Source organism: Nocardiopsis oceani (genome assembly GCF_054777395.1).
The window spans coordinates 40,661-66,317 of sequence record NZ_BAAHAR010000025.1 but is presented as its reverse complement, the minus strand read 5'-3'; the positions used below and the strand labels follow the sequence as shown (position 1 = coordinate 66,317).

Genomic DNA, 25,657 nt, shown 5'->3' with positions numbered 1-25,657 from the left:
AGGGCAGCGGCCGTCACCGGACACCCAGACCAACCGTTCGGCATGTTTTGGCAAACAGCCCACGGGCTACGGAGACACCGTGGACAGCCAACTCGGCGGCGCGGTCTGGGAGTCTTTCCCCGGGCGCGTGCGCGAAGACCTCAGGGACGTCGACCGCCTGCGGGCGGTCTGGGCCAAGCAGCGCCAACGCCAGCCCTTGGACGTGCACGGAGCCGCGCGGCGCGCGCTGACGCACGAACGCGTCCGGGAATGGGGCGGTGGCGCGGAGCTCACCGAACTGCTGCTCGCCGACCCTTCCGTGTCCGAACCGCTGACCGCTCAGCACATCGCCGAACTCGCGAGGTCGTCCGCTGAGCTGCCCGAGGACTACCCCCTGCGCCCGGCTGCCGCGCCCCTGTCCTTGGACCACGCCGGTGTACTCGCCCGAGCCGCCGTGATCCCCGCCCATCCGGTGGTGCGTGCCGCGCACACCTACGCCGAGTGCGCGCGCCTGATGGCGGAGCCTGACGAGGACGAGCCGAACGAGTCGGATCCGCCCTGGGCGCTGCCGTGGGTACTGGCCTCGCGGGTCCTGCAGCGCGCCGACTTCCCTCCGCTGCTGCTCGACCGGCGCACGCCGCCCCCCGAACCGTGTAGCAAGCAGGAGCCCGCTGACCAGCTCGCCACACTGGTCTCACACCTCGCACGGCTGGTCACCGGTGCCCTGCGCGGCGAACTCGGCTGGAGCGCGGAATCGGAGCCCGGGCCGAGTGTGCCGGTCCCGCCGCTGGCGGCGGTGACGCGCCGCCGGGTCCTGGAGTACGTGCGTTCCCGGCGCGACCCGGTCGCGCTCATCCTGCGTGCTCTGGACCCCGAGGCGAGTGCCATCGTCTCCTCGGGTGACGACAGCGGCCCGGTCGCGGGTCCGCCGAGACCGCGGCCTGCGGAACCTGCCCTGTTGGCGCCGGGCGCCGCCCACTGGTGGACCTGCCTGGAGCTGGTCGTGGGCGAGGCCTCGCTGTGCTTGTACGTGGTGGTGCAGGACGTGGGCAGTCCGCCCTCGGGGGTACTGGCGGTGACCGCGGACGCGCGCCTGACCACCCCGGATGGGGTTTGGGACGCGTTGGAGATGCCCAGGACCGACAGTGTCACGGTGATGCCCACGGACTGCGTGGACGACCGCTGGCCCCAGGTGCGCGACCTGGTCGACGAGGCGGTGTCGCGTTCCATGAACGAACTCACCCGGGTCTGACGCCCCGCGCCCGCACCCGGCACGGACCACTCATGCCCGGTACGGCCCGCTCAGCCGCCGATCCACAGGATCAGCAGGAGCAGCAGCAGGATGATGATGGTGATCAGCACCGCGGGGATCACCCAGCCCTGCTGGAGGACGGAGTCCTGCTGGTCCGGCCGCGGGTAACGCACGCCGGGCGCGAAGGTCTGGTTGGGGTTCATCCCGCCGGTCATCATCGGGTTGCCGCCCTGGCGCATGCCGTGCTGCGGGTATCCCGGCATCCCCGGCCGCGGGTTCGACGTGCCCGGCTGCGCCCCGAATCCGCCGTGCCGCGGGTCGGAGCTCATCGGGTGCCCCATCTGGCCCGGCCGCGGGTTGGAGACACCGGGGTTGGCCATGGGGTTGGAGACACCGGGGTAGCCCATCGGGTTCGGGTGAGAGGTCCCCGGGGCGCCGTAGGGGTTCGGGTTCGAGATCCCGGGGCCCTGGCCCAGGCGCGGGTCCGAGACCCCCGGCGGGTAGCCCATCCCGGGCTGGGCGCCGGTGGGCGGGTGCTGTGGGGCCTGCGGCTGTACCGGCGGGAGCTGGTTGCCGTTGAGCAGACCGGTCTGGGCGACCTGCTCACCCTGCTTCAGCGCGTCCGCGGTGTCGGAGGACTCGTCCGGTCCGTCGTGGCCCAGCAGCCGCATGAGCAGTGTCTGGGCGTTGGGCCGCTTGGCAGCGTCCTTGTCCAGGCACGACTGGATGATCGGGTGCAGCGTGTCGTCGATGCCCTCCAGATCCGGCGGTGCGCTGACCACGCGGTGCACCACGGCCGGAACGGTGTCGGAACCGAAGGGCGCGCGGCCGGTGGAGGCGAAGGCCATCACACAGCCCCACGCGAAGATGTCGCACTTGTCGGTGATCCCGCGCCCCTCGATCTGCTCGGGCGCCATGTAGGAGGGCGTGCCGACGATCGAGTTCGTCATGGTGGCGGTGCCGTCGTCGACGCGGGCGATACCGAAGTCGATCACACGCGGCCCGTCCGGGCCGAGCAGCACGTTGCCGGGCTTGAAGTCGCGGTGGACGATCCCCGCCTTGTGGATGGCCACGAGCGCCGTCGCGGTGGAGACGGCCAGCCGCTGGAGCGAGGACCCCCGCACCACGCTGCCCTTGGCGACGGTCTCCTGGAGGTCCTTGCCCGGCACGAACTCGCTGACCACGTAGGGCGGGTCCCCGTCGAGCTGGGCGTCGATGATCGCGGCGGTGCAGAAAGAGGCGACCTTCTGGGCGGCGCGGACCTCCTTCTCGAACCGCTTGCGCAGGTCGGCGTCCTCGGACCACTGGTCGTTGAGGACCTTGACCGCGTACTCCTCGCCGTCCTGGTCCTCAGCGAGGTACACGACCCCCTGGCCACCCTTCCCGAGGCGTCCAGTCACGCTGTAGTCGCCGAACGCGGAGGGGTCGCTCGGCAGTAGCGATTCGGGACCGGGCATCGAAGTCCTCCAGGGAGGTCGTCATGAGCGGGGGCGCGCACAACCAGGGTACGGGTACGGGTCGCCGGGTATGCCGCGTGCGGCCTACGGCACCCGAAAGGGTGCCCCTTACCCTGGCGTATCCCTTATGACTACCGGAACCGGCAGAACGTTCCGTCCCACCTCGAACCTTTTTGGTTCCTCAACCGATTTTGCGCGCCTCGTCGACCAACAGGACCGGGATACCGTCCCGGATCGGGTAGGCCAGTCCGCTCTCGTCGCAGACCAGCTCGTCGGTCTCGGAGTCGTGGCGCAGCGGCGCCTGGCTCTGCGGGCAGGCCAGGATCTCCAGCAGCCAGCCATCGATCTTCGTGCTCATGGTTCTCGTTCCTCGTGTGATGGCCCGGTCGGGAGCGGGACCGCGTCTAGCTTCGGACGATGTCCAGGACTTCGTCGCACAGGCGTGCGACGGCGGCGTCGTCGGCGGCCTCCACGTTGAGCCGCAGCAGCGGTTCGGTGTTGGAAGCCCGCAGGTTGAACCACGCCCCGTCGGGCAGGGAGACGCTCAGTCCGTCGAGTTCGTCGACGGTGGCCCCGTCCCTGGCCTCAAACGCCCCGCGCACCGCAGCCATGCGCCCGGAGGCGTCGGCGACCTTGGAGTTGACTTCGCCCGAGGCCGCGTACCGGGAGTACTCCTCCGTGATCTCCGACAGCGGACGGTCGTCCTTGCCCAGGACCCGGAGGACGTGCATGGCCGCGAGCATACCCGTGTCGGCCTTCCAGAAGTCCCGGAAGTAGTAGTGGGCGGAGTGCTCTCCACCGAAGATCGCGCCGGTCTCAGCCATCGTCGCCTTGATGTAGGAGTGGCCGACCCGCGTGCGGACGGGGTTCCCGCCCCGTTCCGCGACGATCTCCGGGACCGCTGCGGACGTGATGAGGTTGTGGATGACCGCGGCGCCGGGTTCGCGCTTGAGCTCCTCCGCGGCGACCAGCGCGGTGACGGCGGAGGGCGAGACGGGGTCGCCCTTCTCGTCGATGACGAAGCAGCGGTCGGCGTCGCCGTCGAAGGCGAGGCCGATGTCGGCGCCGGTCTCGCGCACCTTGGCCTGGAGGTCGACCAGGTTGTCCGGGTCCAAGGGGTTGGCCGGGTGGTTGGGGAAGGTGCCGTCGAGTTCGAAGTAGAGGGGGACGACGTCCAGAGGCAGGCCCTGTTCCAGGACGGCGGGGACGGTGTGGCCGCCCATGCCGTTGCCCGCGTCCACCGCGATCTTCAGGGGGCGCACCTCGGAGAGGTCGACGAGGTCGCGCAGGTAGTCCGCGTAACCGGGCAGCAGGTCCTTCTCCGAGACCGTGCCCTTGGGGCCGTCGTAGTCCGGGACACCCTGCTCGGCCAGGGCGCGGATCTCGTCCAGGCCGGTCTCGGCGCTGATCGGCGCGGCCCCGGCCCGGCACACCTTGATGCCGTTGTACTCGGCGGGGTTGTGGCTGGCGGTGAACATCGCGCCGGGCAGGTCGAGGGAGCCCGAGCCGTAGTAGAGGAGGTCGGTCGAGCCGAGCCCGGAGAAGACCACGTCCACGCCCTGGCCGGTGACACCGTCGGCGAAGGCCCGGGCGAGTTCGGGTGAGGAAGGACGCATGTCGTGCGCGACCACGACGGCGGGGCCGCCGACGACGCGGGCGAAGGCCGCGCCGATCGCCCGTGCGATGTCGGCGTTGAAGGTGTCCGGAATCACGCCTCGCACGTCGTATGCCTTGAAGATGCTTCCGAGGTCAGCCACGTCTGCTCCGGCCAGGTCGGTTCTGCCGTGAATTCGGTCCAGCGCCCGGTCTTCCGCGCGCCGTACAAAACTAGCAAGCGGTGTGCGGGGTTCCCGACGGGCACTGCTCTGGGCGGCCGCAGGGACCGGCTGGAGCCGGTCGGATCAGCCGTTGGGGTAACGGGGCGGACGCTGGTTGTCCCGGTCGGACTTGACCACCCGGAGGTGGCCGCGGCGCATGGTCTCCTGGCCCTCGCCCACGGGTTCCCCAGGGGACGGCTCTTGGCGCGCCGGCGGCCTCGCCGCCTCACGTACGGCGTCGGCGAGTGCTTCCAGGTCATCACTGCCGGGCCCACCGCCCGACGTCTCAACCGGAAGCCTGACGACCTCCCAACCACGCGGCGCGGTCAGTCTCTCCGCATGCATGGCGCACAGGTCGTAGCAGTGCGGTTCCACGTAAGCGGCGAGCGGACCGAGAACGGCCGTGGAGTCGGCGTAGACGTACGTGAGCGTGAATACGGCGGGCTGCCTGCACGCAGTGCGGGAACAGCGTCGAACATGGCTCACAGCGTTTGACTGTATGCCTTTACCGAGGGACACGCCAGCATCGTCCCATGACCTGCACGGTTTTGGGCACGCGTTCTTGACCCGGGCAGGCCCTTCGGGCTCCGGCCCGGTTGGACCGGGCGTCCCCCGTTTCCAGGGCCGCCAGGACTACGCGCTGGCCCCGTCATGGCTTAGTCTCAAAGTGTGCGACGAGTGCGCCTTTCCAGTGGCCAACCAGACCGAGTGCGGCGCCGGGACCGCCGCGGCCGAGGCATCCGCGGTCCTCTCGTGCCCTCTGACCTGCCCGTCTACCGAAGCCGAGCGCAGGCCTTCGACGACCTTGTCCTGGACGCCGTCGAACGCCTCGAACGGCTGTGGGCGCGTGAGCTGGCGAACGTCGACTTCCTCGTGGAGGACGTTCCCCCGGTCCCGCCCCACGGAGACCTGTCCGAGACGATCCCCTTCTCCCGTTTGGAGACCGATCCCGCGGGCCGGGCGCGGATCATCCTCTACCGGCGGCCGGTGGAGATCCGGACGAAGGACCCCGAGGAGATGGCCCTCCTCGTCCACGAGACCGTGGTCGAAGAGGTCGCCAACCTCCTCGGAGTGGAACCGGAGTCGGTCGACCCGGAGGGGTGACCCCCGGGCCGCACACGCTCCGGTGCCGGGACGCCCGAGGCCTCAGGGCACCACACCGGTCATGCTGTCCCGCACGACCGGCAGTTCGACCTGCACCGGCGCGGGGCGCACCGGCATGACGCTCATCCCGTCGTCCGAGCGCAGTACGCGGGCGACGTACACCGGTCCGGAATCGTCCAGCAGTTCCAGGCGCACCGCGTAGCCGTCCTCGGAATCCACCCCGGAGGGCGGCCCCCACCCGTCGGTGTCGGTTCCGAACACGTGGGTGGTCCCCGAATCCACCTCCGTGCGCACTGCGTCGCCCATACTGCCGTCGGCCGCGATGGGGGTGGCCACGACATTGGCGTCACCGTCCAGAGCGCCCAGGACCAGCTCCACGTCGACGTCCTCCGGCATGTCCGGGATGACGGCCGTGGTGTCCAGCGGCCCTTCCATCGGGTCCACGGCGGCTGTGTAGGCTGCCTCGTCGCCGTCCTCAGCGATCACCCCGGCGACCACGGGCGCGTCCGCCTCCACGACGACAGTCCCGGACAGTCCGCCCAGAACGCTCTCCAGGGTCAGCCAGGCGGAAGCGGCGGGCGGGACGTGCAGAACCATCGGGTCCTCAGCGGTGCCCGCCCCGTCCCCGTGGTCGTCGCCGTCGTCATCGTCGTTGCCGTCGTCATCGTCCTCGGACACCTCCCCCTCGGTGGTGACCGCGTGGACGCGTACCTCGACGGGGTCGTCACCCGGGGCGGCCACGATCAGACGGCGGGTGCCGTCACCCTCCGGCACTCCCGGGATGACGTGTTCCTCGTCCGGTCCGCTGGTGGGCGTGACCCAGTCGCTGGATCCCCCAGAGTGCTCGGCGAGCAGTGCGGCGGACACCCGGCCCGTGCTGGTGCGCACGTGGACACCGATCGAGCTGGTGTTCTGGATGAGTTCGGTGACGTCGAGCTCGGTCGATTCCCCGGCGGCCAGGTGGACGCCCCGGCTCTCCGGTGAGTAGGAGGGCCCCTCCGCGGTGTAGATGTCGACACTGGCCGTCGCCCGGAAGTCCTCCGGGTTGGTCAGGTGCACGGTGAGGGTGTCGATATCGACGCCGTCAGGGTCGTTGGCCCCGGGCAGGGCGAACCACGTTCCGATCGACGGCTCAGCGCAGCGGACCTCCGTGATGCCGTCGGAGGAGACCGTGGTCTGTGCGGCGTCCAGACCGGTCGCCAGGACGCCCTCGGCATGCAGTGCGGTGGGCAGCTCGGCATCGCCCGTGTCGGTCCGCCAGACCCGGCCAGGCTCGGTCAACTCCTCGCCGAGGAGTTCTCCGCGCTCACCCGGCTCTCCCGCGGTTCCGGGGCTCGGGGTCGGGCTCGCCGCTTCTGAGCCGTTCCCGCCGTCGTCCTCGCCGTTGTCGCCGTTCTCATCGTCCTCGTCGTTGTCGTCGTCCTCGCCGTTGTCGTCGTCCTCGGCATCCCCGTCGTCCTCCGGCGCCTCAGCCGCCGGGACCGCCCACAGCGCGCCCTCGTCCTCGCGGCTGACGCGGGGCGCGAAAGCGGCCACGGAACTCTCGGCACCGTCGTCGGACGACTCGTGCGGGGCCGGACAGACCCTTGAGGTGAGCTCCGGGCGGACGGTGCCGGGCTCGGACACCCCGAGCTCGGGGCTGACCGGCCGGATCGCGAACGCGACCCCGAACAGGGCGAGCAGGGCCAGCGCGACCAGCCCGAACAGTGCGAAACGGTTCTCCACGATGAGTCGCACGACCTACTCCTCCCGCTCGTTGTCGTCGGTGCCGTTGCCCTCGTCCCGGGGTTCCCTGGCCGAGCCCGCGCGGCGCCGGCCACCGGCCCTCCGGGCCCCGGACCGCCTGGTGCCGCGGCCCGACCGGCGTTTACCGCGTACGACGGGGATGGATCCCGTCGTGGTCGGTTCCGGTTCGCCCTCCGGGCCCTCCTCGCCGTCGTCGAGCGCCACGCCGTCCGACGCGTCCTCATCCCCGGATGCGGCCAGCGGTCCGCTGCGCGGGCGCTGGGGCCTCGGCACCGGGGTATCGGCGATGAGCCTGCGCTCCTCCTCCGTACGTACGCCCGGGGCTGCGAGCACCGCGACCACCAACAGCATGAGGCCCTGAGTGGCCACCCAAGCGGTGTGCACGATGTCCGTGTGCCAGACCCTCAGCTCACCGCCTTCCACCGACAGGTCCCAGGCCTGGGTCCCGTTCTCGGTGCCCACCGGGTCCAGCTCGGCGCCGTCGAGGGTGGCTCGCCAGCCGCCGTCGGCCGGTTCGGCCAGCGCGAGTCGGCGCCCGGTATGGCCCTCCTCGACCTCGGCATGGAGGTCGTCGGCGGAGCCCTCCACCTGGAGCGCCTCGCCCTCCAGACCGTTCTCGGGGACCACGCGCAGGGCTCCGGTGGATTCGACGACGTGCCAGAGCCCGTAGTGGGCCGACAGCGACTGCCGCCCTAGGCCGGGGGTGCCGTCGAGGGTGTCGACCATGGTGGCGTCGGAGGGGGCACCCAAGTCCGGGCGCGGGTAGAGCACGTACTGGATGCCGTAGTCGAGCAGCGCGACGAGCTGGTCGCCGCCCTGTCCCCCGGCGAGTTCGGCGACGGCCCGGTCCACGGCATCGCGGCTCTCGCGCTCGGGGACGATGCGCTCTTCCCCCAGGCGGGGTTCGCGGCCGCGCACCACCACGTAGTCGACGCTGCCGTCCTCGGCGGGGGTGACGATGAGTGTCCGAGGCTCGGTGCCGTCCGAACTGACGCTCTCCAGAGCACCCGGGACGGCGGGTGTGGCGTTCGCGGTGACCGGGCCGTCGACGCCCTCCCACATCCACAGGGCGGCCGCCGAGACCGGAGTGAGCAGCGCGAGGGTGGCCACCCCCAGGGCGAAGTACCGCTTGAGCCCCCCGATACGGATCATGTTGCCGAAGGCTCGGGCCGCTGTGGACGCCGTCAGCAGCACTGCCGTAGCGGCGAAGGCCAGCGCCACCCCGGGCCAGACCTGGGCGGGCGGGCCGCCGAAGTACGGCTCGACGACGATCCTGCTCGTGAGGATGGCGACGAGCATCCCGAACAGGGCCAGGGACCACCCTGCCGCGACCAGCATCCGGTTGCGGAGCAGGAGCAGGGAGCACAGGGCCGCGGCGATGAATCCGGCGGTCACCCAGGCCGGCGGGGTGCCCGGCCCCCCTGGGGAGAGCATGAGCAGCTCAGCGGGGGTCGCTCCGGGGTCGGACAGCTCGGGGCTGTGCAGTCCGGCCTCCAGCAGCCACAGGCTCGGGTGCAGGAGCAGCTCGAGTGACCACGGCATGAGCAGGACGATCGGGACTGCCAGGCTGATCGCGATGCTGACGTAGATGCGACGGCCCAGGTGACCGAAGGCGAACGCGACCAGGAGTCCGGTGACCAGGCACAGCAGCCAGACGAGGGGCACGAAGGCGGTGGCCACGGTCAGGGCCAGTCCAAGCCCCCACGCGGCACGCCGCGAGGGCTTGGGCGGCATGGCGACCAACCGGACCAGCAGCAGGCCGAGGATGGGCAGCAGGGCGTGGACCAGGGCAGTTCCCAGGCGTCCCTGCGCGACGGCACCGGTGGCCATGGGCAGCAGGGCATAGGCCCCGGCCATCCACAGGCGTGCCGGACGGTAGCGCAGCACCTCGCGGGCGAGCAGGTAGGAGGTGAGGCCGGCCAGTGGGACACAGCCCAGCAGGATGACCATCACCGCGATCCACGGCTTGCCCAACGTGAGTGTGGACAGCAGCGCGAGCAGTCCCACGTAGGGCGGGACCGGACCCTCCGAACCGAGACCGCTGTCGGGGTGCCCGGACAGGTAGAGGTTCCACAGGTCCATCGCGTTGCCCGCGACCGGCGGCAGGGCGCCGCCGGCGAGCAGGCCCCCGAAGAACAGGGAGCGTTCGGCGATGATCGTGACCACGGTCAGGCCGAGCACCAACAGGACGCCCGGTTGGAGGACCACCCGGCGGAGGAACGAGGAGGAGTCGTCGTCGGGACCGTCGTCCTCCTCACCCGGAGGAACGGTGACGGCTTGGTGGCGTCCGGCGTTGTCGCCCACCCGTTCGCCGGTGAGGATTCCGGTGACCGCGTCGGCGAACTGCCGCATGGCCACGCCCCTGGCCAGGAACGGACGGATGGCGCTGTACTTGCGGCGGCGGTCTCGACGGCGCCTGTACCTGGCCCGGGCCAAGCGGAACGGCCGACCGTAGACCAGGGTGATCGCCGCGCCCTCGTCCAACGCGTTGGCCGGCTGTTTGATCAGCAGATACATGATCACGCGCAGCAGCGAGCCCACCGAGTTGCGGAGCAGCGCGAACACCATTCCGCCGAAGGGCAGGTTGGCCAGCAGCACGAACACCGCGTGCCTGCGGTCCACCCTGCGGGGGTGGTTGCGCGTGGCGGTGATCTTCCGGCGGCGGCGGGCCGAGGCCTCCGCGTGGTAGGCGATCGCCTCGGTGACCAGGCGCACCCGCAGTCCGGCCCCGCCCACGCGCCAGCAGAAGTCGATGTCGTCCCGGAAGAGCGGAAGCGCCGGGTCGAAGCCGCCGAGGCGCTCCCACACGTCGCGGCGGACCAGCATGCCCGCGCTGGACACGGCGAGGACCTGACGGGTGCCGTCGTGCTGTCCGTGGTCGAACTCCCGCTGTTCCAGGCCGGTCTCGCGCCGGCCGGCACCGTCGATGGTGACGCCGGCCTCGACGAGCAGTCGGCGGTCGAACCAGTCGCGGAGCTTGGGGCCGAGGACGGCGGTTCGCGGTTCCTTGTCGGCGGCGGCCAGCAGCTGTTCGAGGGTGTCCTTCTCCGGAGTGAGGTCGTCATGGATGAGCCAGATCCACTCCGTGGCGTCCTCGTCGAAGCCCCGCACCTCAGTGGTGGAGCGGGGCAGGTCGAGGGCGGCCTTCACCGCGTCGCCGTAGCCGGTCCGTGCGGGAAGACCGATGACGGCATCGCTCGGAAGGTGTTCGTCGAGGACGTCGGGACTGCCGTCGGAGCTGCCGGTGTCCGCGGCCACGACCCTTTGGACGGGCCGTGACTGGCCGCGGAGCGCGGACAGGGTTTCCGGCAGCCATCGTGCGCCGTCGTGGGACACGATGACCGCGGTGACGACGTGGCGGGCGGAATCCAGGTCAAGCACGGCTGTGGTGGGTTCTCTCCAAGAGAAGGGGCGGGCCCGTGTGCGGGCCCGACGTCTGGGCCGGTGCGGCCGGTGGGCGCGTGCGTGCGCCGGGCGGTCGCGGGCGCGAACGCGGGACATCACGATACGCCACCCAGCGTCATTCCGGACCTATTCGGGGCGGGGTGACCCCGGCCGACCATATCGGAGCATTCGGCGGCGGGGACAGGAGCGGCGCAATCCAGCCCAAGGGCCCTAAGGGTGCCGAACATGAAAAAAGCGCGCCCGGGCTCGCAGCCCAGGCGCGCGGCAACGCTCACTCCTAGAGCATGTCCGCCAGGAAATCGAAATCTCCCCCGGCGGCCTTCTTCAGCCTTCGGCGCTCGCGCTCGGAGAGTCCCCCCCAGATACCGAAGCGCTCATCGTGCTCCAGCGCGTACTCCAGGCACTCCGCACGCACCTCGCACGACTGGCAGACCTTCTTGGCCTCCCGTGTCGAGCCGCCCTTCTCGGGGAAGAACGCCTCCGGGTCCGTCTGCGCGCACAGGGCACGCTCCTGCCAGCCCAGATCTTCGTCCGAGCCGTGCGCCAGCGGGATGACCTCGCTCATGCGCACCTCCTGTAGCCCCCCAATAGATGTCCCCGACCCTTTTTCGTCCCCCAGGTCGGGCGGAAATCCCACATTGGAATTACACGCGTGCGCGTCACTGTGAGTCAAGCGCCATGCGTGGTAATCCACTGAATATCATGTAACGAACCGCCAACGGCAGGCCCGCGATGTCCGTTCTGTGGATTACCACGCAATTCACGTACCTTCCGGAGGTGCGGAGAGCGTGGAGCCCCGAGCGCGGTCAGCGCTGGCCGTCGCTGCCGTACCAGTTCTGCTGGTTATCGGCTCCACCCTGTCCTTGCTGGTCAGAGCCGTATCCGTACTGATTTCCGTACGCCCCACCGCTCTGGTCGGACGCCTCAGTACCAGTGTTCTCACCGGAGTTAAAGAATGGTTCAACTCCGGGCTCTGCCGGTGTGTCCTGCGTCTGCTGGGCCTGGTCCTGGTACCAACCGTGCTGAATGGCGTCCTGCGCCTGCTGGTCGGCGGCCGGCTGCTGGGCGTCGTAGGTCTGCGGCGCGTACTGGGCCGGGTCATAGGCTTGGCCGTACTGCTGGCCGTACGCGTCCTGACCGTACGCCTGCTGACCGCCGGTGCCGTACTGCTGGCCGTACGCGGCCTGCTGGCCGTAGGCGTCCTGACCGTAGGCCTGCTGGCCGTAGGCGTCCTGGCCGTAGGCCTGCTGGCCCTCGTAGCCGTACGCCTGCTGGGCACCGGTGCCGTAGGCCTGCTGCGAAGCGTCCTGGCCGTACGCGGCCTGCTGGCCGTAAGCGTCCTGACCGTACGCCTGCTGGGCACCCGTGCCGTAGGCCTGCGCCTGCTGCCCCGCGGCGTCCTGGCCGTACTGCTGGCCGTACGCGTCCTGACCGTAGGCCTGCTGACCACCGGTGCCGTACTGCTGGCCGTACGCGGCCTGCTGGCCGTAAGCGTCCTGACCGTAGGCCTGCTGGCCCTCGTAGCCGTACCCCTGCTGGGCACCCGTGCCGTAGGCCTGCGCCTGCTGCCCCGCGGCGTCCTGACCGTACGCGACCTGCTGGCCGTAGGCCTGCTGCGCCGGGTCCGCCGCCGGGTAGCCCGGCTGGGCGAACGACTGCTGGGCACCGGTCGCGGGCGGGAACTGCTGCGGGTTGTACATCTGCTGCGGCTGCGCGCGCTGGACGACCGCGGGGTCGTTGAAGATCTTGATCAGGTAGAAGCCGAAGATGCCGAGCACCGCACCCTGGGCAACTCTGCCGAGGAAGCTCGCGAACGCGAGGCCCCCGTCATTGACGTCGATGAAACCGCTGATCACGGCGATCAGCAGGAAGAGCAGCCCGACGCCGACCATGATCATCGCGGTCAGGATCACCGGGAACGCGCTGCGCCGCGCGCGCTCACTGGTGAGCACGAGGGCTACCGCGGCGATCAGCAGCAGAGTGATGTTGAAGCCGAAGAAGGACGACCCGGCCCCGGTCATGGCGCTGGCGAAGCTCCCCCCGGTGTCCGGAGCGAACCGTTCGAACTCCGGGTCGACCGATGGCCCGCTAGAGCCCACGATGACCTGGATGAGGCCGGAGAGCATGGTGACGCCCGCGGCCCCCAACAGGACCCAGGCCCCAGGCAGGCGCAGGCGTTCTAGTGTTTCGTTGTTCAAGAGAGGTTCCCCTCTGCTGCTTCGCCGTCGCGTCGGAGGAAGCTTGGCATATCGTCGGGCTGTCGGGTGAATCGGCTCAGCCGCGCCCAGGGAGGAAAAGGGGGCACCTGGCGCGGGCGCCGATGGGGTGGGATGGCGACCGCCGCCCGATGGTTCGCACACCGTTCGCATCGGCAGCGGTCACGTTGGATCGTACCCACGGCGGGGCAGACGACCCATACACGCCTCCAGCCTGCCAGACTTGGGCGCATGCGGATAGTCGTACCGGCCGGCGGTATCGGCGGCGCACGTTTCCTCCGCGGCCTCAAGGCCGCCCTCGGAACCGACGCGACCCCGGGCCCGGACCAGGCCACAGACCACCAGATCACCGTCATCGGCAACACCGGTGACGACATCACCCTCTTCGGCCTTCGGATCTGCCCCGACCTGGACACCGTGATGTACACCCTCGGCGGTGGGATCAACGAGGAACAGGGCTGGGGCAGGACCGACGAGAGCTTCACGGTCAAGGAGGAGCTCGCGGCCTACGGGATGAAACCCACCTGGTTCGGACTGGGTGACCGCGACACTGCCACGCACATCGTGCGGGCACAGATGATCGCCGCGGGCTACCCCCTCTCCGAGATCACCAAGGCACTGTGCGACCGCTGGCAGCCGGGCGTGCGGCTCAAGCCCATGACCGACGACCAGGTCGAGACGCACGTGATCGTCAACGACGAGGACGGCCGACGGGCCATCCACTTCCAGGAGTGGTGGATCAAACACCGCGCCGCGCTGCCCGCCGAGCAGATCCTCAGCATCGGCGCCGACAAGGCCAAGCCCGCCCCCGGTGTGATCCGCGCCATCCAGAACGCCGACGCCGTCATCATCCCGCCGTCCAACCCGGTAGTGAGCGTGGGCTCCATCCTCAACATCGAGGGCATCCGGGAGGCCATGGTCGACAAGACTGTGGTGGGTGTCTCACCGATCATCGGCGGTGCCCCCGTGCGCGGGATGGCCGACGCCTGCCTCAAGGCGATCGGGGTGGAGACCAGCGCCGGAGCGGTCGCCGCACACCTCGGCTCGGACCTGCTGGACGGCTGGCTGGTCGACGAGGCCGACGCCGACACCAAGGTGGACGGGATCGAGGTGCGTTCCCGGCCCCTGTACATGAGCGACGACGACACCACCGAGGCGCTCGCCCAGGCGACCCTGGACCTGGCGGTGGAGCTGTCCGAGCGCAAGGCCGAGGACCGGTGAGCGCCGGGGTGCGGGTGCGCGGGCTTGCCGGGATACCGGAAGTGGGTTCGGGCGACGACCTCGCGGCCCTGATCGCCGACGCCGTGACCGCGTCGGGCGAACCGCTGGGGGACGGGGACGTCCTGGTCGTCACCTCCAAGATCGTCAGCAAGGCCGAGGGCCGCTCCCTGCGTTCGGACCGCGAGGAAGCCATCGACGCGGAGACCGAGCGCGTGGTCGCGCGTATGGGCAGGACCCGGATCGTTCAGACCAGGCAGGGCCTGGTGATGGCGGCGGCCGGGGTCGACGCCTCCAACGTCGAACCCGGCACCGTGCTCCTGCTGCCCGAGGACTCCGACACCTCCGCGCGCGCACTGCGCGCGGGCGTGCGCGAGCGGTTGGGCGTACGCGTGGGAGTGATCGTCTCCGACACGTTCGGCCGCCCCTGGCGGGTGGGCCAGACCGATGTGGCCATCGGAGCGGCCGGACTGCGTGCGGTGGAGGACCTGCGCGGCACCGTCGACACCCACGGCAACCTCATGGAGGCCACGGTCAACGCGGTCGCCGACGAGATCGCGGGCGCGGGCGAGCTGGTCAAGGGCAAGACCGGGGGTGTCCCGGTCGCCGTGGTCTCGGGCCTGGGCGACCTGGTCACCGAGGAGGACGGGCCCGGCGCAGTAGAGCTGGTGCGCCCCGCCGACGCCGACCTGTTCCGCTACGGGTCACGCGACGTGGTCCCGGCCCGCAGGACGGTGCGCTCCTTCACCGACCGGCCGGTCGACCCGGGGCTGGTGCGGCGGGCGGTGGCCACCGCGGTGACTGCGCCCGCCCCGCACCACACGACACCGTGGCGCTTCGTCCTGGTGGAGTCGGCGGACACCCGCAAGCGGTTGCTCGACGCCATGCTCCAGGCCTGGGTGGCCGACCTGCGCGGCGACGGGTTCACCGAGGAGCAGATCGCCAAGCGGACCCGGCGCGGCGACGTACTGCGCGGTGCCCCCTACTTGGTGGTGCCGTTCCTGGTCGCCGACGGAGCCCACCCGTACCCGGACGAGCGCCGCGCCGACGCCGAGCGCTCCATGTTCCTGGTGGCGATGGGCGCCGGGGTGCAGAGCCTGTTGGTGGGCCTGGCCATGGAGGGCCTGGGCTCGGCCTGGATCTCCTCGACCATGTTCTGCGCGGACGTGGTCCGCGAGGTGCTGGACGTACCGGAGGACTGGCGCCCGATGGGCGCCGTGGCCGTGGGCTACGCCGCCGAGGCACCCAGGGACCGGGCGCCCCGGGACCCGGACGACTTCGTGGTGGTTCGGTAACCCGTACCGGGGCGCTGGGGCGGCTGCCCCGGCGGCGCGTCCTCTCCCACCGCCCGTCCCCGCCCCGGCATGCTGGGGCGGGGACGGGTTCGGGAGCACGGGGGTTCGGGAGCACGGGGGGTTCGGGTGTCCGTCGAGGAGTACGTGATCGCCACGCTGGTCGTGGTGATCGCGGTCATCGTGGGGCAATCGGTCGCCGGGCGGGTCCGGATACCCGGCGCGGTGGTCCTGGTGATGCTGGGCATGCTCCTGGGCGTCGTGCCCTGGATGCACTCGCTGTCGGTCACCCCCGAGGTCATCCTCCTGGTGTTCCTGCCACCGCTGATCTACAACGCGGCGTTCTTCTCCTCGCCCAAGGACATGCGCGATCTGATGCGGCCCATCATCGTGATGTCGGTGGGGATGACACTGGCGACCGCGTTCGGGCTGGCCGGCATCGTGTACCTCCTCATGCCGGACGTGGGCTGGCCCGCGGCGATCGCCCTAGGCGCAGCGATCGCGCCGACCGACGCTGTGGCCGCCTCTGCCATCCTCAAGCGCGCGGGGACGCCGCGCCGGGTGCTGACCATCCTGGAGGGTGAGTCCCTCATCAACGACGGGGTGGCCCTGACCCTGTTCAGCTTGGCGGTCACCGCCATGCTGCACCCGCTCACCCCCGGGGACGCCTTCCTGGAGCTGGGCAAGGTGGTCGTGGGCGGACTGCTCTACGGTGCCGTGGTCGCCGTCGCGATCGCCTGGGTGCGCGCCCGGATGCGGGACGCCTCACTCCAGCTGATGACAGCACTGATCACCCCGTTCGTGGCCTACATCCCCGCGGAGATGGCGGGGTTCTCCGGGGTACTGGCCGCCGTGGTGGCCGGTTTCTACCTGGGCACCCGCGGGGAGGGTTTGCTGCCGCCGCGAGTGCGGGTGAGCGGACAGACCATCTGGTCCACACTGGTGAGCCTGCTGGAGGCGATGCTTTTCGTTCTTCTGGGCCTGCAGTTGGACGCGGTGGTGGAGTCCGTGCGGGAGCACTTCGCCTTCCTGAACCTGTTGCTGGTGGCGCTGGCGGTGACCGCGGCCGCCATAGCGCTCCGCATGCTGCTGATGCTGCTGGTGTTCCCGGTGCAGCGCTTCCTGCCTGGGATGCGGTTGGACGTGTCCGCGTTCCGGGAGCGCGTGGCGATCGGTTGGAGCGGCATGCGCGGTGCGGTGTCCTTGGCGATCGCACTGTCGCTGCCGGCGACCTTGGACGGGGATCCGTTCACCGAGAGGGGCGCGCTCGTCTTCGTCGCCGGTGTGGTGGTGATGGGAACCCTGGTCGGGCAGGGGACGACCCTGCCGTGGCTGCTGCGCAGGCTGGGGCTGACCGACGAGGGCACGCGTCATCAGGAGTACTTGCGGGCCGAGTACGAGATGGACTGCGCTGCAGTGCGCAAGGTCGACGAGATGCTCACCGAGGGCGAGATGGACGGTAAGGCCGCGGACGCCATGCGAGAGCGGTACGCGCGGCGGATCGGCGAGCTGAAGGGGCTCCTGAACGCCGAGGACGCGAAGCTGGATCGGGCGCGCGAGGACGTGTCGAGTCGCCGGGCCAGGCTCCAACAGGTCAACCAGGCGCGCAGGGACGCGCTGATGGCGCTGTACCGGTCTGGGGAGATCGACCACGACGTGTTCAGGACCCTCACCCGGGACTTGGACATCAAAGACAGCGGGAGCGGAAAGTACGGCCTCTGAGCAGGGTTCGGAGGGTGTGAGGCGGCCGCAACACCGTTGTCTTAGGGCGGTCGCCCGGAGGCGGTCGCCCGGGGGGTGTCCGGGGGTGGTCGCCCGAGGGTGGTCGCCCGAGGGTGGTTGTCCGACGGCGGTCGGGATTGCTTCGGTGGGTTGGGCTGGCTTGTGTATCGGGGTTTCCTTGCTTGCGCAGGGGCGCAGGGTGGCGGAGTTTGCTTCGGTGGGGGTTGCCTCTCTGGGGTGGGGGTTGCCTTGGTGGCTTGGGGTGTCCTCCTTTCCCGCCGCCCGAAAGGGAACCTCAGCCAACAGGGAAAACCCACTCAACAGAACAGGTCAGGTTCGAAGAGGGGTCCAGCCAAAAAGACATCCCCCAATCCTGAAACACCCACCACCATCCCCCGGCACCATGAAGGCGCACGATCAGCCGCTGGCGTTGAAGCGTTGGCACTGCTTGCAGTTGGTACCGCTTGCAGTTGGTACCGCTTGCAGTTGGCCGCAACCGCGAACGCCGTCCCGAGACCCAGCCCTGATCCCGCACCCCAGGAGCGGCACACCCTAAGACAGCGGCGCCGGGGCGGCCGCAGGCTGCGGACCGGTGCCCGCCTGGTGCCCGTGGGGCATGAGTGGAACCGGGTGCCGAATAAAACTACAAACTTTCCTTACCATTTCCGTTGACGCGCCACCCTGGTAACTCTAAGGTCTCCTAACAATTACCGGCTCACAGAGCACCACCCTTCGTCACCCCGCTCGGCGAAAGGAGCACTCAGATGCTCAGCATCCGGAACACCAGGCTCGCCATGATCGGCGGCCTCGCTGCGGCGGCGACCATGCTGGTCTCCGCCTGCGGCTCACCCACCACCGAACCCACGCAGGCCGAAACCGTGTCCGACGCCGTCGAAGTCCAGCAGGACGGCCAGTGGCTCACCGGTTACTGGCACAACTTCGACAACGACTCCACGGTGATGCCGCTCTCCGACATCCCCAGCGAGTACAACCTGGTGGCCGTCGCCTTCGCCGACAACCACCCCGAACTCGAGGGCGGCATCACCTTCGACCTGGCCAGCGACGAGCTCGACGGGTACACCGACGAGGAGTTCCGGGACGACATCGCCGCCATCCAGGACGAGGGCCGCAAGGTGATCATCTCGGTCGGCGGCGAGATCGGGCACGTGGACGTCACCAACCCCACCGAGGCCCAGAACTTCGCCGACACTACCTACGAGCTCATGCAGGACTACGGGTTCGACGGTGTCGACATCGACCTGGAACACGGCATCGACGCCGAGCACATGACCGACGCGTTGCGCGACCTGAGCGACCAAGCCGGTTCGGACCTGATCATCGCGATGGCCCCGCAGACCATCGACTTCCAGACCCCCGACGAGGACTACTACCAACTGGCCGACAACATCTCCGACATCCTCACCATCGTGAACATGCAGTACTACAACTCCGGTTCCATGGCGGGGTGTGACGGCAACGTCTACGAACAGGGCACGAGCGACTTCGTCGCGGCCCTGGCCTGCATCCAGCTGGAGATGGACCTGGACCCGGAGCAGGTCGGCCTCGGCCTCCCGGCCGTCCCCTCCGCCGCGGGCGGCGGCTACCTGGAGCCGAGCGGCATCGTCGACGCCCTCGACTGCCTGGAGACCGGCGACAACTGCGGGGCCTTCTCCCCCGAGAGCCCGTACGGCCCGATCGGCGGCGTGATGACCTGGTCGATCAACTGGGACGCCACCAACGACTACGAGTTCGCCGACACGATCTCCGCGGCACTCGACTGACCCCACCTCCGCGGGGCCACTCCCGACCCGCGGCAAGGGGCCCGTCGCACCTCCCATCCCCGACGGGCCGCCCAAGAAGAGGGGCGGGACGCCATCCCCCGGCGTCCCGCCCCTCGCCTGTGGCGCACGCTCCGTTCGATTCAGACCACGGGGAGGTTGGGGCGCAGCACGCTGGGGGCGACGCCGTCGCTGGCCTCGGCCACTCGCTGGCGCTCCTCGGGAACCGGGCCGTACGTGGTGGTCCGCTGGCGCAGGGGACGGCCCGTGGGCCCGACGAGTGCCTTGATGTCGCTGATCGTCTTGAACGACCCCTGCCCGGAGCCGGCCATGCGGCTGATGGTCTCCTCCATGAGGGTGCCGCCCACGTCGTTGACCCCGCCGTCGAGGAGCTGTCGGAAGGTGTCCTCGTTGAGCTTGACCCAGGAGCCCTGGATGTTGTCGATGTGTCCGTGCAGCAGCAGGCGGGCCAGGGCGTGCACCGCGCGGTTCTCGCGGACGGTGGGCCCTGTGCGGGCCAGCCCGGCGAGGTAGATCGGCGAGTTGGTGTGCACGAACGGCAGCAGCACGAACTCGGTGAACCCACGCCTGCCGTTGCGCTCCATCGAACGCTCCTGGAGCGAGCGCAGGAGCTTGATGTGCGACACCCAGTGGTGCGGTGAGTCCACGTGCCCGTACATCATCGTGGACGTGGTCGGGATGCCCAGGTCGTGGGCGTTGGTGACGACGTCGATCCACTCTCTGGTGGGCAGTTTGCCCTTGGTGAGGATCCACCGGACCTCGTCGTCGAGGATCTCCGCGGCGGTCCCCGGGATGGAGCCGAGCCCGGCGTCGCGGGCCCGTGTCAGCCACTCGCGCACCGGCAGGTTGGTGCGGGCCGCCCCGTTGACCACCTCCATCGGGCTGAACGCGTGGACGTGCATGTCCGGAACGCGCTCGCGCACGGCGGAGGCGATGTCGAAGTAGGCGGTGCCGGGCAGGTCCGGATGGATTCCCCCCTGCATGCACACCTCGGTGGCCCCGGCCTTCCACGCCTCCTCGGCCCGGTCGGCGACCTGGTCCAGGGAGAGCGTGTACGCGTCGGCGTCGGTGCGGCGCTGGGCGAAGGCACAGAACCGGCAGCCGGTATAGCAGACGTTGGTGAAGTTGATGTTCCTGGTCACGACGTAGGTGATGTCGTCGCCGACGGTGTCGCGGCGGACCCGGTCAGCCAGGCCGGTAAGCGCTTCGAGGGCGTCGCCGTCGGCGTGCAGCAGCGCGAGCGCCTCGGCGTCGGTGAGCCCGGCCGGGTCGCTCTCGGCGCTGCGCAGGGCAGAGGCGATCTCGGGGTCCAGGCGCCTGGGTTCGGCGCCCTTGCGGTCCACGCCCGGGGTGAGTTCGTCCCAGTCGCCGTAGACCGCGTCGAAGTCACTGCGCCGGTCCGACGTGCGGCCCTCGGTGTCGATGTCCGTGTGCAGGTCGGTGCGGCCGGAGGAGACCAGGACCGCGTCGGGCTCCTGCCAGGGGCGGCCCACCAGCGGGGCGTCCTCGACCGCCAGGCCGGTCTCGGGGTCGGCCAGCGCGGCCACGTGCTGGGCCAGGCGCGGGTCCAGCCACGGTTCGCCGGCGCGGATGTACTCCGGGTAGACGGTGAGGCGCTCGCGCAGTGTGAACCCCTGGTCGGCGGTCCGGGCGGCGAGGTCGTCGATCTGGGGCCAGGGCCGCTCGGGGTTGACGTGGTCGGCGGTGAGCGGCGAGACCCCGCCCCAGTCGTCGATACCCGCGCGGAGCATCAGCTCGTACTCGTCCACGCCGCCCTGATCGGCTCCGATGAGGTTGGGCGGGGCCTGGATGTGCGCCTTGGGCCCCATGACGAGGCGGGTGACGGCGATGGTCGCGGCCATCATGTCGCGCTCAGCGTCGGGGCGGTGCATCATCGCGGTGTCCGGTTTGGCCCGGAAGTTCTGGACGATGACCTCCTGGATGCCGCCGTAGCGGCGGGCGACCCCGCGCATCGCGAAGATCGACTCGGCCCGGTCGGCGACCGTCTCACCGATCCCCAGGAGGATGCCGGTGGTGAAGGGGACGCTGGAGCGACCGGCGTCCTCCATCGCGCGCAGCCGCACGGCCGGGTCCTTGTCGGGGCTGCCGTAGTGGGGCTGTCCCTTCTCGGTGAACAGCCGCCGTGACGTGGTCTCCAGCATCATGCCCATGGAGGGCGAGACCGGCTTGAGGCGCTGGAAGTCCGACCAGGTCAGCACCCCGGGGTTGAGGTGCGGGAGCAGCCCGGTCTCCTCCAGGATCATGATGGCCATGGCGCGGACGTAGGACAGGGTGTCGTCGTAGCCGCGGGAGTTGAGCCACTCCTCGGCCTGCTTCCACCGGTCCTCGGGTCGGTCACCGAGCGTGATGAGGACTTCCTTGCAGCCCATGTCGGCGCCTTTTCGGGCGATGTCGAGGACCTCGTCCGGGGACAGGAAGGGGGCGTCCAGGCGGCCGGGGACGGTGGCGAACGTGCAGTAGTGGCAGCGGTCCCGGCACAGCCGGGTCAGCGGGACGAAGACTTTGCGGCTGTAGGTGATGACGCCCTCGCGCCCGGCGGCCGCCAAGCCGACGTCACGTACCCGTCCCGCGTAGTCCAGGAGGCGTTCGAGGTCCTCACCTCGGGCGTGCAGCAGCACCTCCGCTTCGGCGACGTCGAGGGTTTTCCCGTCCCGAGCGCGGGCCAGTGCCCTGCGCGTCGCGGACGCCGTCGGTGTGGGGATGGGGGCTGGGTCGTTCGCACCACTCATACCGGCCCACACTACGCGTCCGGTCCCGGCCGCCGAAGGCCGCCACCCGGGGTCGGGGCTGAGCGGACACAGGCCGGTTTCCGGGAATAAAGTGGGCGCGTGCTGACTCGGCTTCGACGCAACATGTGGGTGCGCCTGGCGCTGCTCGCGCTGGTGTGCGCGTGTGCGGGCGTGGCCCTCCACGCCAACTGGACGCAGGCACGCGACGCCGTCTCCGAACTCCCGCTGTGGGTGCTGCCCGCCACCGTCCTGGCCGGGATGCTGGGGCTGGCCGCGCAGATGCTGGCGTGGCGCTCGCTGCTCGGCGGTCTAGGCTCGCCCCTGCCTCGGGCGGTCGCGGCACGGGTGATGTTCGTCGGACAGCTCGGCAAGTACCTGCCCGGTTCGGTGTGGGCGTTCGTGGCCCAGGTGGAGCTGGCCCGGGACTGGCGGGTGCCGCGGTCGCGCGGCGCGGCCGCGACGCTGCTGGCTATCGCGGTGACGGTGGCGGTGAGCCTGGCGGTCGCCGCGGTGGCGCTGCCCCTCTCGTCCACCGATGCCGCGCGCCGCTGGTGGTGGGCGCTGGCCGCCGCGCCGCTGCTGTTGGCGTGCCTGCACCCGCGCGTGCTGGGCTGGGGGATCCGGCTGGCGGCGCGGCCCTTCGCCCGGTTCCGCGAGGTGGCTGAGGCGGGACCGTTGGCTGTCAGGGAGGGTTCGGTCGCCGCGTCAGTGGGCTGGACGTTGGTGGCCTGGGTGCCGCTGGGCCTCCACGTGTGGCTGCTGACCTGGGCGGTGGGGGGCGACGCGGTGGCTTCGGTCGGACCCGCGGTGGGCGCCTATGCCCTGGCCTGGACCCTGGGGCTGTTGGTGGTGTTCGCCCCCGCGGGGCTGGGGGTGCGCGAGGTCGTTCTGGTGGTGGCGCTGGCACCGGTGGTGGACGCGGGCGCCGCGCTGGTGGTGGCGGTGCTGTCCCGGTTGGTGATGACCGTGGCGGACGTGGGCTGGGCGGGTCTGGCGATCTTGGTGTCGAGGGCACCGGAGCCGGACTCCGAACCCGCATGAGCTCAGGACCCCAAACAAATAGGAAAGAAACCTTTCACTAAGGGCCGATCCGTTCTATGCTCGACCCGTGACTACTTGGGCCCCCCGCTTCCCACGTGTCCTGTCCGCGCTCGCCGCGTCGCTGACCCTCGTACCTCTGGTCACCGGTGCCGCCGACCAACCGCCCGAGGGCTTCCTCGAGCACCCGGACGTCGTACCCGCGACGGTCGAGTGCGATGAGGGCTCAGGCACCGTCTCGGTGGTAGGACAGGTCTTTCCGACCCTGACCCAAACCGGTGGCGGGCAGGCGGACCTCCCCCTGAACGTCGCCGCCTCCCTGCCCGGGAACGACGCAGGAGCCGGCGGCAGCGAGGCCATCGAACTCGAACTCTCCCTGGTGCCGCACCAGGACACCGTCCAGAACGTCACCGCCGACGAGATGGCGGCCGCCTCGGACCGAGCCGGGCGCTTGACCACGGAGCTCACGGGTGAGTCCGGCCACCTCGTGTCAGGGGACGACGACCCACTGCTGACCTGGGACGACTGGGATCCCCCGCTTGGCATCTACGAGGTCCACGTCGAAACCGGCGCGTTCACGCTGTCCGGGCCCGGAGACTGCGAAGTGGTGAGCCCCGGCCCCGTCAGCAGCATCCAGGTGGGCTCTGAGGACGAGTGGTCCGAGGCGGCTTCGGAGGCCGCATCCGCCGATGAGAGCGGGTTGGCCGCCTACCTGCCTTGGGCGGTCGCGGTCATGGGGGTGCTCGGCGCCCTCTGCCTGGCCGTCCCCGCCGTGCTGTACCTGCGGAAGGGGCGCTCAGCTGCCGAGTAGGCGCTCCGTGTACGCCTCCCAGTACGGCTCGGCATCCACCGGACGCGCACCGGCACGGAGCCGCTCCGGCACCCCCGGCCGGTAGAACCCGGCCAGCGCCCGGGCCAGGTCGTCTGCGTCCCCCGGTTCGCACAGCAGGCCGTCCACCCCGTCCGTGACGTGGTCGGCAAGGGTGCCCGCACGCGTGGCGACCACCGGCAGACCGTACTCGTGCGCCAGCCACACGTTCTGGGTCGCGGTGGCCGAGCGGTACGGCAGCACGAGGGCGTCGGCACCGGCGAGGAGTTCGGGGAGTTCCTCCGCGGGCACGTAGCCCTCGCGGAAGCGGACCCGGTCGGCCACGTCCAGCTCCCCCGCCAGCGCGGCCAGGTCGTTGGAACCGCCCCAGAACTCTCCGGCGACGGTCAGGGTGACGTCGTCCGGCGCCCCCTCGGCCAGTGCCCGCAACAGCACGTCCACGCCCTTGTAGGGCCGGACGATCCCGAAGAACAGCAGGTGGCGGCGTTCGGCGGTGTCCTCCTCCGAGCGCACTCCCCCGGTGTCGGGCAGGTGGGGCGGCATCTCCGCGACCACGGGTTTCCCACCGCCGAGAAGGCCTTCGGCGAGATGTCCCTGTTCCTCGGAGTGGGTCAGCACCCCGTCCACCCGGCGCAGCAGCGCGCGGACCAGGGAGACGTCGATCGCCCGGCGCTCGTGGGGCAGGACGTTGTGGCACAGCGCCACGACCCGGGGGCCGCGCCCCGCACCCCTGCTCCCCGCCCTGATTCCGGCGAGGATCCCCAGGTAGGCAGGGACTTGGACCGGAGAGAAGAGGGTGAGCACCACGAGGTCGCTGTTGCGGGCCAACCGCCGCCCCGTCCGCCACCAGCCGTCCGGCCGGTACCAGGCCAGATCGTGCCGCGCCTCGGGAAACGGTTCTCCCTCGGGCTCGGTGATGGTCTGCTCGCCCGGGTACAGGAACGCCGGGTACTGCGCACGCCACGACTCGATCCGCACACCGTGACCGAGTCCGCTCAGCCGGTGAGCGAGCTCGGTGGTGTGGCGGGCACCGCCGCCCTTGTAGGGGTGGACGGGGCCGACGAGGGTGATCCGCTGGGTCACGGGTGCTCCCTGGAACGCACGATGAGGTCGGCCAGGAGCGCTATCGCCGCGATGATCAGCCCGGTCATGAGGATCATGACGGTGTTGTTGGGCATGTAGAGCGGATTGCGGACCTGGTCGTAGACGAACTTGGCCGCACCGATCCCCAGGAGCCACAGCGCAGGCGGCATGAGGACCTTCAGCGGGTTGAAGTACATGACCATGCGCAGCACCTGGAGGATGTACCGGTAGGCGTCGCGCACGAAGTGGAACTTGGACGTGCCCGCGCGCTTGGCGTAATCGATGGGCACGTACTTCACGGGGTGCTGGTTGGAAAGGAACGCCAGCGTGATGGTGGTGACGCAGGAGAACCCGGGCGGCAGCAGGCGCATGTAGGGACGGGCGACGTCTCGGCGGAACACGCGCAGACCGGAGTTGAGGTCGGGGATCCGGGTGTTGGTGAGCCGCTCCGCGATCTTGCGGATCAGCCACTTGGCGGGCACCCGGAAGGCCTTGTGCGTACCCATCTCCTGGGTCCGGGCGCCCACGACCTGGTCGATCTCGGGGTCGGCGTCGAGCATGCCCACGAGCTCGGGGATGCGCTCGTTGGGATAGCTCATGTCCGCGTCGGTCCACACGACGTACTCGCCGCGCGCCCGCTGGCTGCCGATCCGCCGCACGGTGCCCGAACCGCCGTTGTGCCCGAAGGCCACCACGCGCATGTGCGGGAAGAGGTCTGCGACCTCGCGCAGGCGGTCGAGGGTGCCGTCGGTGGAGGAGTCGTCGACCGCGAGCAGTTCGTACGGGTAGCCGGAAGCGTCCATCGCCGAGCAGATGCGTTTGATCTCGTCGACGACGTGCTCCTCCTCGTTGTAACAGGGGAGGACGATGGTGACTCTGGGGTGGTCGGTGCTCACTTCGGCGTCTGCGTGGCTCATACAGTTCTTCTCAGCGGGGTGATCGGAGGGTGT

At 70.3% G+C, this 25,657-nt stretch carries 19 protein-coding genes; 8 read left to right on the top strand and 11 right to left on the bottom strand.

Annotated features, from left to right (window positions below; genetic code table 11):
* Window positions 1-79: 79 nt before the first annotated feature.
* Window positions 80-1,231, top strand: a complete 1,152-nt coding sequence (locus tag ACYVDG_RS16380; protein ID WP_460752679.1) for a hypothetical protein — start codon at window positions 80-82, stop codon at window positions 1,229-1,231.
* A gap of 50 nt (window positions 1,232-1,281) precedes the next feature.
* On the opposite strand, the gene ACYVDG_RS16375 is transcribed toward ACYVDG_RS16380, so the two are convergent.
* From ACYVDG_RS16375 to ACYVDG_RS16360, 4 genes are all read right to left on the bottom strand, one after another.
* A complete protein-coding gene (locus ACYVDG_RS16375; protein ID WP_460752676.1) occupies window positions 1,282-2,688 on the bottom strand; it encodes a protein kinase domain-containing protein in 1,407 nt (468 codons plus the stop codon).
* Window positions 2,689-2,869: 181 nt separating this feature from the next.
* Window positions 2,870-3,046 carry a Trm112 family protein gene (locus tag ACYVDG_RS16370; protein WP_460752673.1) on the bottom strand — a complete coding sequence of 59 codons (177 nt, stop codon included), beginning with the start codon at window positions 3,044-3,046 and terminating at the stop codon, window positions 2,870-2,872.
* A 46-nt stretch (window positions 3,047-3,092) separates the two neighbouring features.
* Entirely contained in the window at window positions 3,093-4,445 is a 1,353-nt protein-coding gene (locus ACYVDG_RS16365) for a phosphomannomutase/phosphoglucomutase (protein ID WP_460752670.1), read from the bottom strand.
* 144 nt (window positions 4,446-4,589) lie between these two features.
* Window positions 4,590-4,991 carry a DUF3499 domain-containing protein gene (locus ACYVDG_RS16360; protein ID WP_460752666.1) on the bottom strand — a complete coding sequence of 134 codons (402 nt, stop codon included), beginning with the start codon at window positions 4,989-4,991 and terminating at the stop codon, window positions 4,590-4,592.
* A gap of 222 nt (window positions 4,992-5,213) precedes the next feature.
* On the opposite strand from ACYVDG_RS16360, the gene ACYVDG_RS16355 reads away from it, so the two are divergent.
* Complete coding sequence (locus ACYVDG_RS16355; RefSeq protein WP_460752663.1) at window positions 5,214-5,609, top strand: metallopeptidase family protein; 396 nt, start codon at window positions 5,214-5,216, stop codon at window positions 5,607-5,609.
* Between the two features lie 42 nt (window positions 5,610-5,651).
* On the opposite strand, the gene ACYVDG_RS16350 is transcribed toward ACYVDG_RS16355, so the two are convergent.
* The 4 genes from ACYVDG_RS16350 to ACYVDG_RS16335 all read right to left on the bottom strand — a co-directional run bounded on the left by ACYVDG_RS16350 (window position 5,652) and on the right by ACYVDG_RS16335 (window position 12,958).
* A complete protein-coding gene (locus ACYVDG_RS16350; RefSeq protein WP_460752658.1) occupies window positions 5,652-7,346 on the bottom strand; it encodes a DUF5719 family protein in 1,695 nt (564 codons plus the stop codon).
* Window positions 7,347-7,349: 3 nt separating this feature from the next.
* On the bottom strand, window positions 7,350-10,736 hold the full coding sequence (locus ACYVDG_RS16345; protein ID WP_460752654.1) for a glycosyltransferase family 2 protein: 3,387 nt from the start codon (window positions 10,734-10,736) through the stop codon (window positions 7,350-7,352).
* A 301-nt stretch (window positions 10,737-11,037) separates the two neighbouring features.
* Complete coding sequence (locus ACYVDG_RS16340) at window positions 11,038-11,325, bottom strand: WhiB family transcriptional regulator (RefSeq protein WP_014908913.1); 288 nt, start codon at window positions 11,323-11,325, stop codon at window positions 11,038-11,040.
* Between the two features lie 241 nt (window positions 11,326-11,566).
* Window positions 11,567-12,958 (bottom strand): energy-coupling factor transporter transmembrane component T family protein, encoded by a 1,392-nt coding sequence (locus tag ACYVDG_RS16335; protein WP_460752650.1) that lies wholly within the window; start codon window positions 12,956-12,958, stop codon window positions 11,567-11,569.
* A 249-nt stretch (window positions 12,959-13,207) separates the two neighbouring features.
* On the opposite strand from ACYVDG_RS16335, the gene cofD reads away from it, so the two are divergent.
* The 4 genes from cofD to ACYVDG_RS16315 all read left to right on the top strand — a co-directional run bounded on the left by cofD (window position 13,208) and on the right by ACYVDG_RS16315 (window position 18,989).
* Window positions 13,208-14,197 carry a 2-phospho-L-lactate transferase gene (gene cofD, locus ACYVDG_RS16330; protein WP_460752645.1) on the top strand — a complete coding sequence of 330 codons (990 nt, stop codon included), beginning with the start codon at window positions 13,208-13,210 and terminating at the stop codon, window positions 14,195-14,197.
* Window positions 14,194-15,489 (top strand): coenzyme F420-0:L-glutamate ligase, encoded by a 1,296-nt coding sequence (locus tag ACYVDG_RS16325; protein WP_460752642.1) that lies wholly within the window; start codon window positions 14,194-14,196, stop codon window positions 15,487-15,489. Before cofD ends, ACYVDG_RS16325 begins: the two co-directional genes overlap by 4 nt.
* Before the next feature lie 126 nt (window positions 15,490-15,615).
* The gene (locus ACYVDG_RS16320; RefSeq protein ID WP_460752638.1) at window positions 15,616-17,208 is read left to right on the top strand and encodes a Na+/H+ antiporter; all 1,593 of its coding nucleotides are present in this window, start codon (window positions 15,616-15,618) and stop codon (window positions 17,206-17,208) included.
* A 764-nt stretch (window positions 17,209-17,972) separates the two neighbouring features.
* On the top strand, window positions 17,973-18,989 hold the full coding sequence (locus ACYVDG_RS16315) for a chitinase (RefSeq protein WP_460752635.1): 1,017 nt from the start codon (window positions 17,973-17,975) through the stop codon (window positions 18,987-18,989).
* 140 nt (window positions 18,990-19,129) lie between these two features.
* Here the strand turns inward: ACYVDG_RS16315 and ACYVDG_RS16310 are convergent, their stop codons facing one another.
* A complete protein-coding gene (locus tag ACYVDG_RS16310) occupies window positions 19,130-21,757 on the bottom strand; it encodes a bifunctional FO biosynthesis protein CofGH (protein WP_460752632.1) in 2,628 nt (875 codons plus the stop codon).
* Between the two features lie 99 nt (window positions 21,758-21,856).
* Between ACYVDG_RS16310 and ACYVDG_RS16305 the strand changes: the two genes are divergently transcribed.
* The gene (locus tag ACYVDG_RS16305; RefSeq protein WP_460752629.1) at window positions 21,857-22,798 is read left to right on the top strand and encodes a lysylphosphatidylglycerol synthase domain-containing protein; all 942 of its coding nucleotides are present in this window, start codon (window positions 21,857-21,859) and stop codon (window positions 22,796-22,798) included.
* 67 nt (window positions 22,799-22,865) lie between these two features.
* Window positions 22,866-23,606: a hypothetical protein gene (locus ACYVDG_RS16300; RefSeq protein WP_460752626.1), complete on the top strand. Its 741-nt coding sequence runs from the start codon at window positions 22,866-22,868 to the stop codon at window positions 23,604-23,606.
* Here the strand turns inward: ACYVDG_RS16300 and ACYVDG_RS16295 are convergent.
* Entirely contained in the window at window positions 23,592-24,707 is a 1,116-nt protein-coding gene (locus tag ACYVDG_RS16295) for a glycosyltransferase family 4 protein (protein WP_460752622.1), read from the bottom strand. The two genes, ACYVDG_RS16300 and ACYVDG_RS16295, sit on opposite strands and share 15 nt — an antisense overlap.
* Window positions 24,704-25,624: a glycosyltransferase family 2 protein gene (locus ACYVDG_RS16290; RefSeq protein ID WP_460752619.1), complete on the bottom strand. Its 921-nt coding sequence runs from the start codon at window positions 25,622-25,624 to the stop codon at window positions 24,704-24,706. Before ACYVDG_RS16290 ends, ACYVDG_RS16295 begins: the two co-directional genes overlap by 4 nt.
* Window positions 25,625-25,657: the final 33 nt, after the last annotated feature.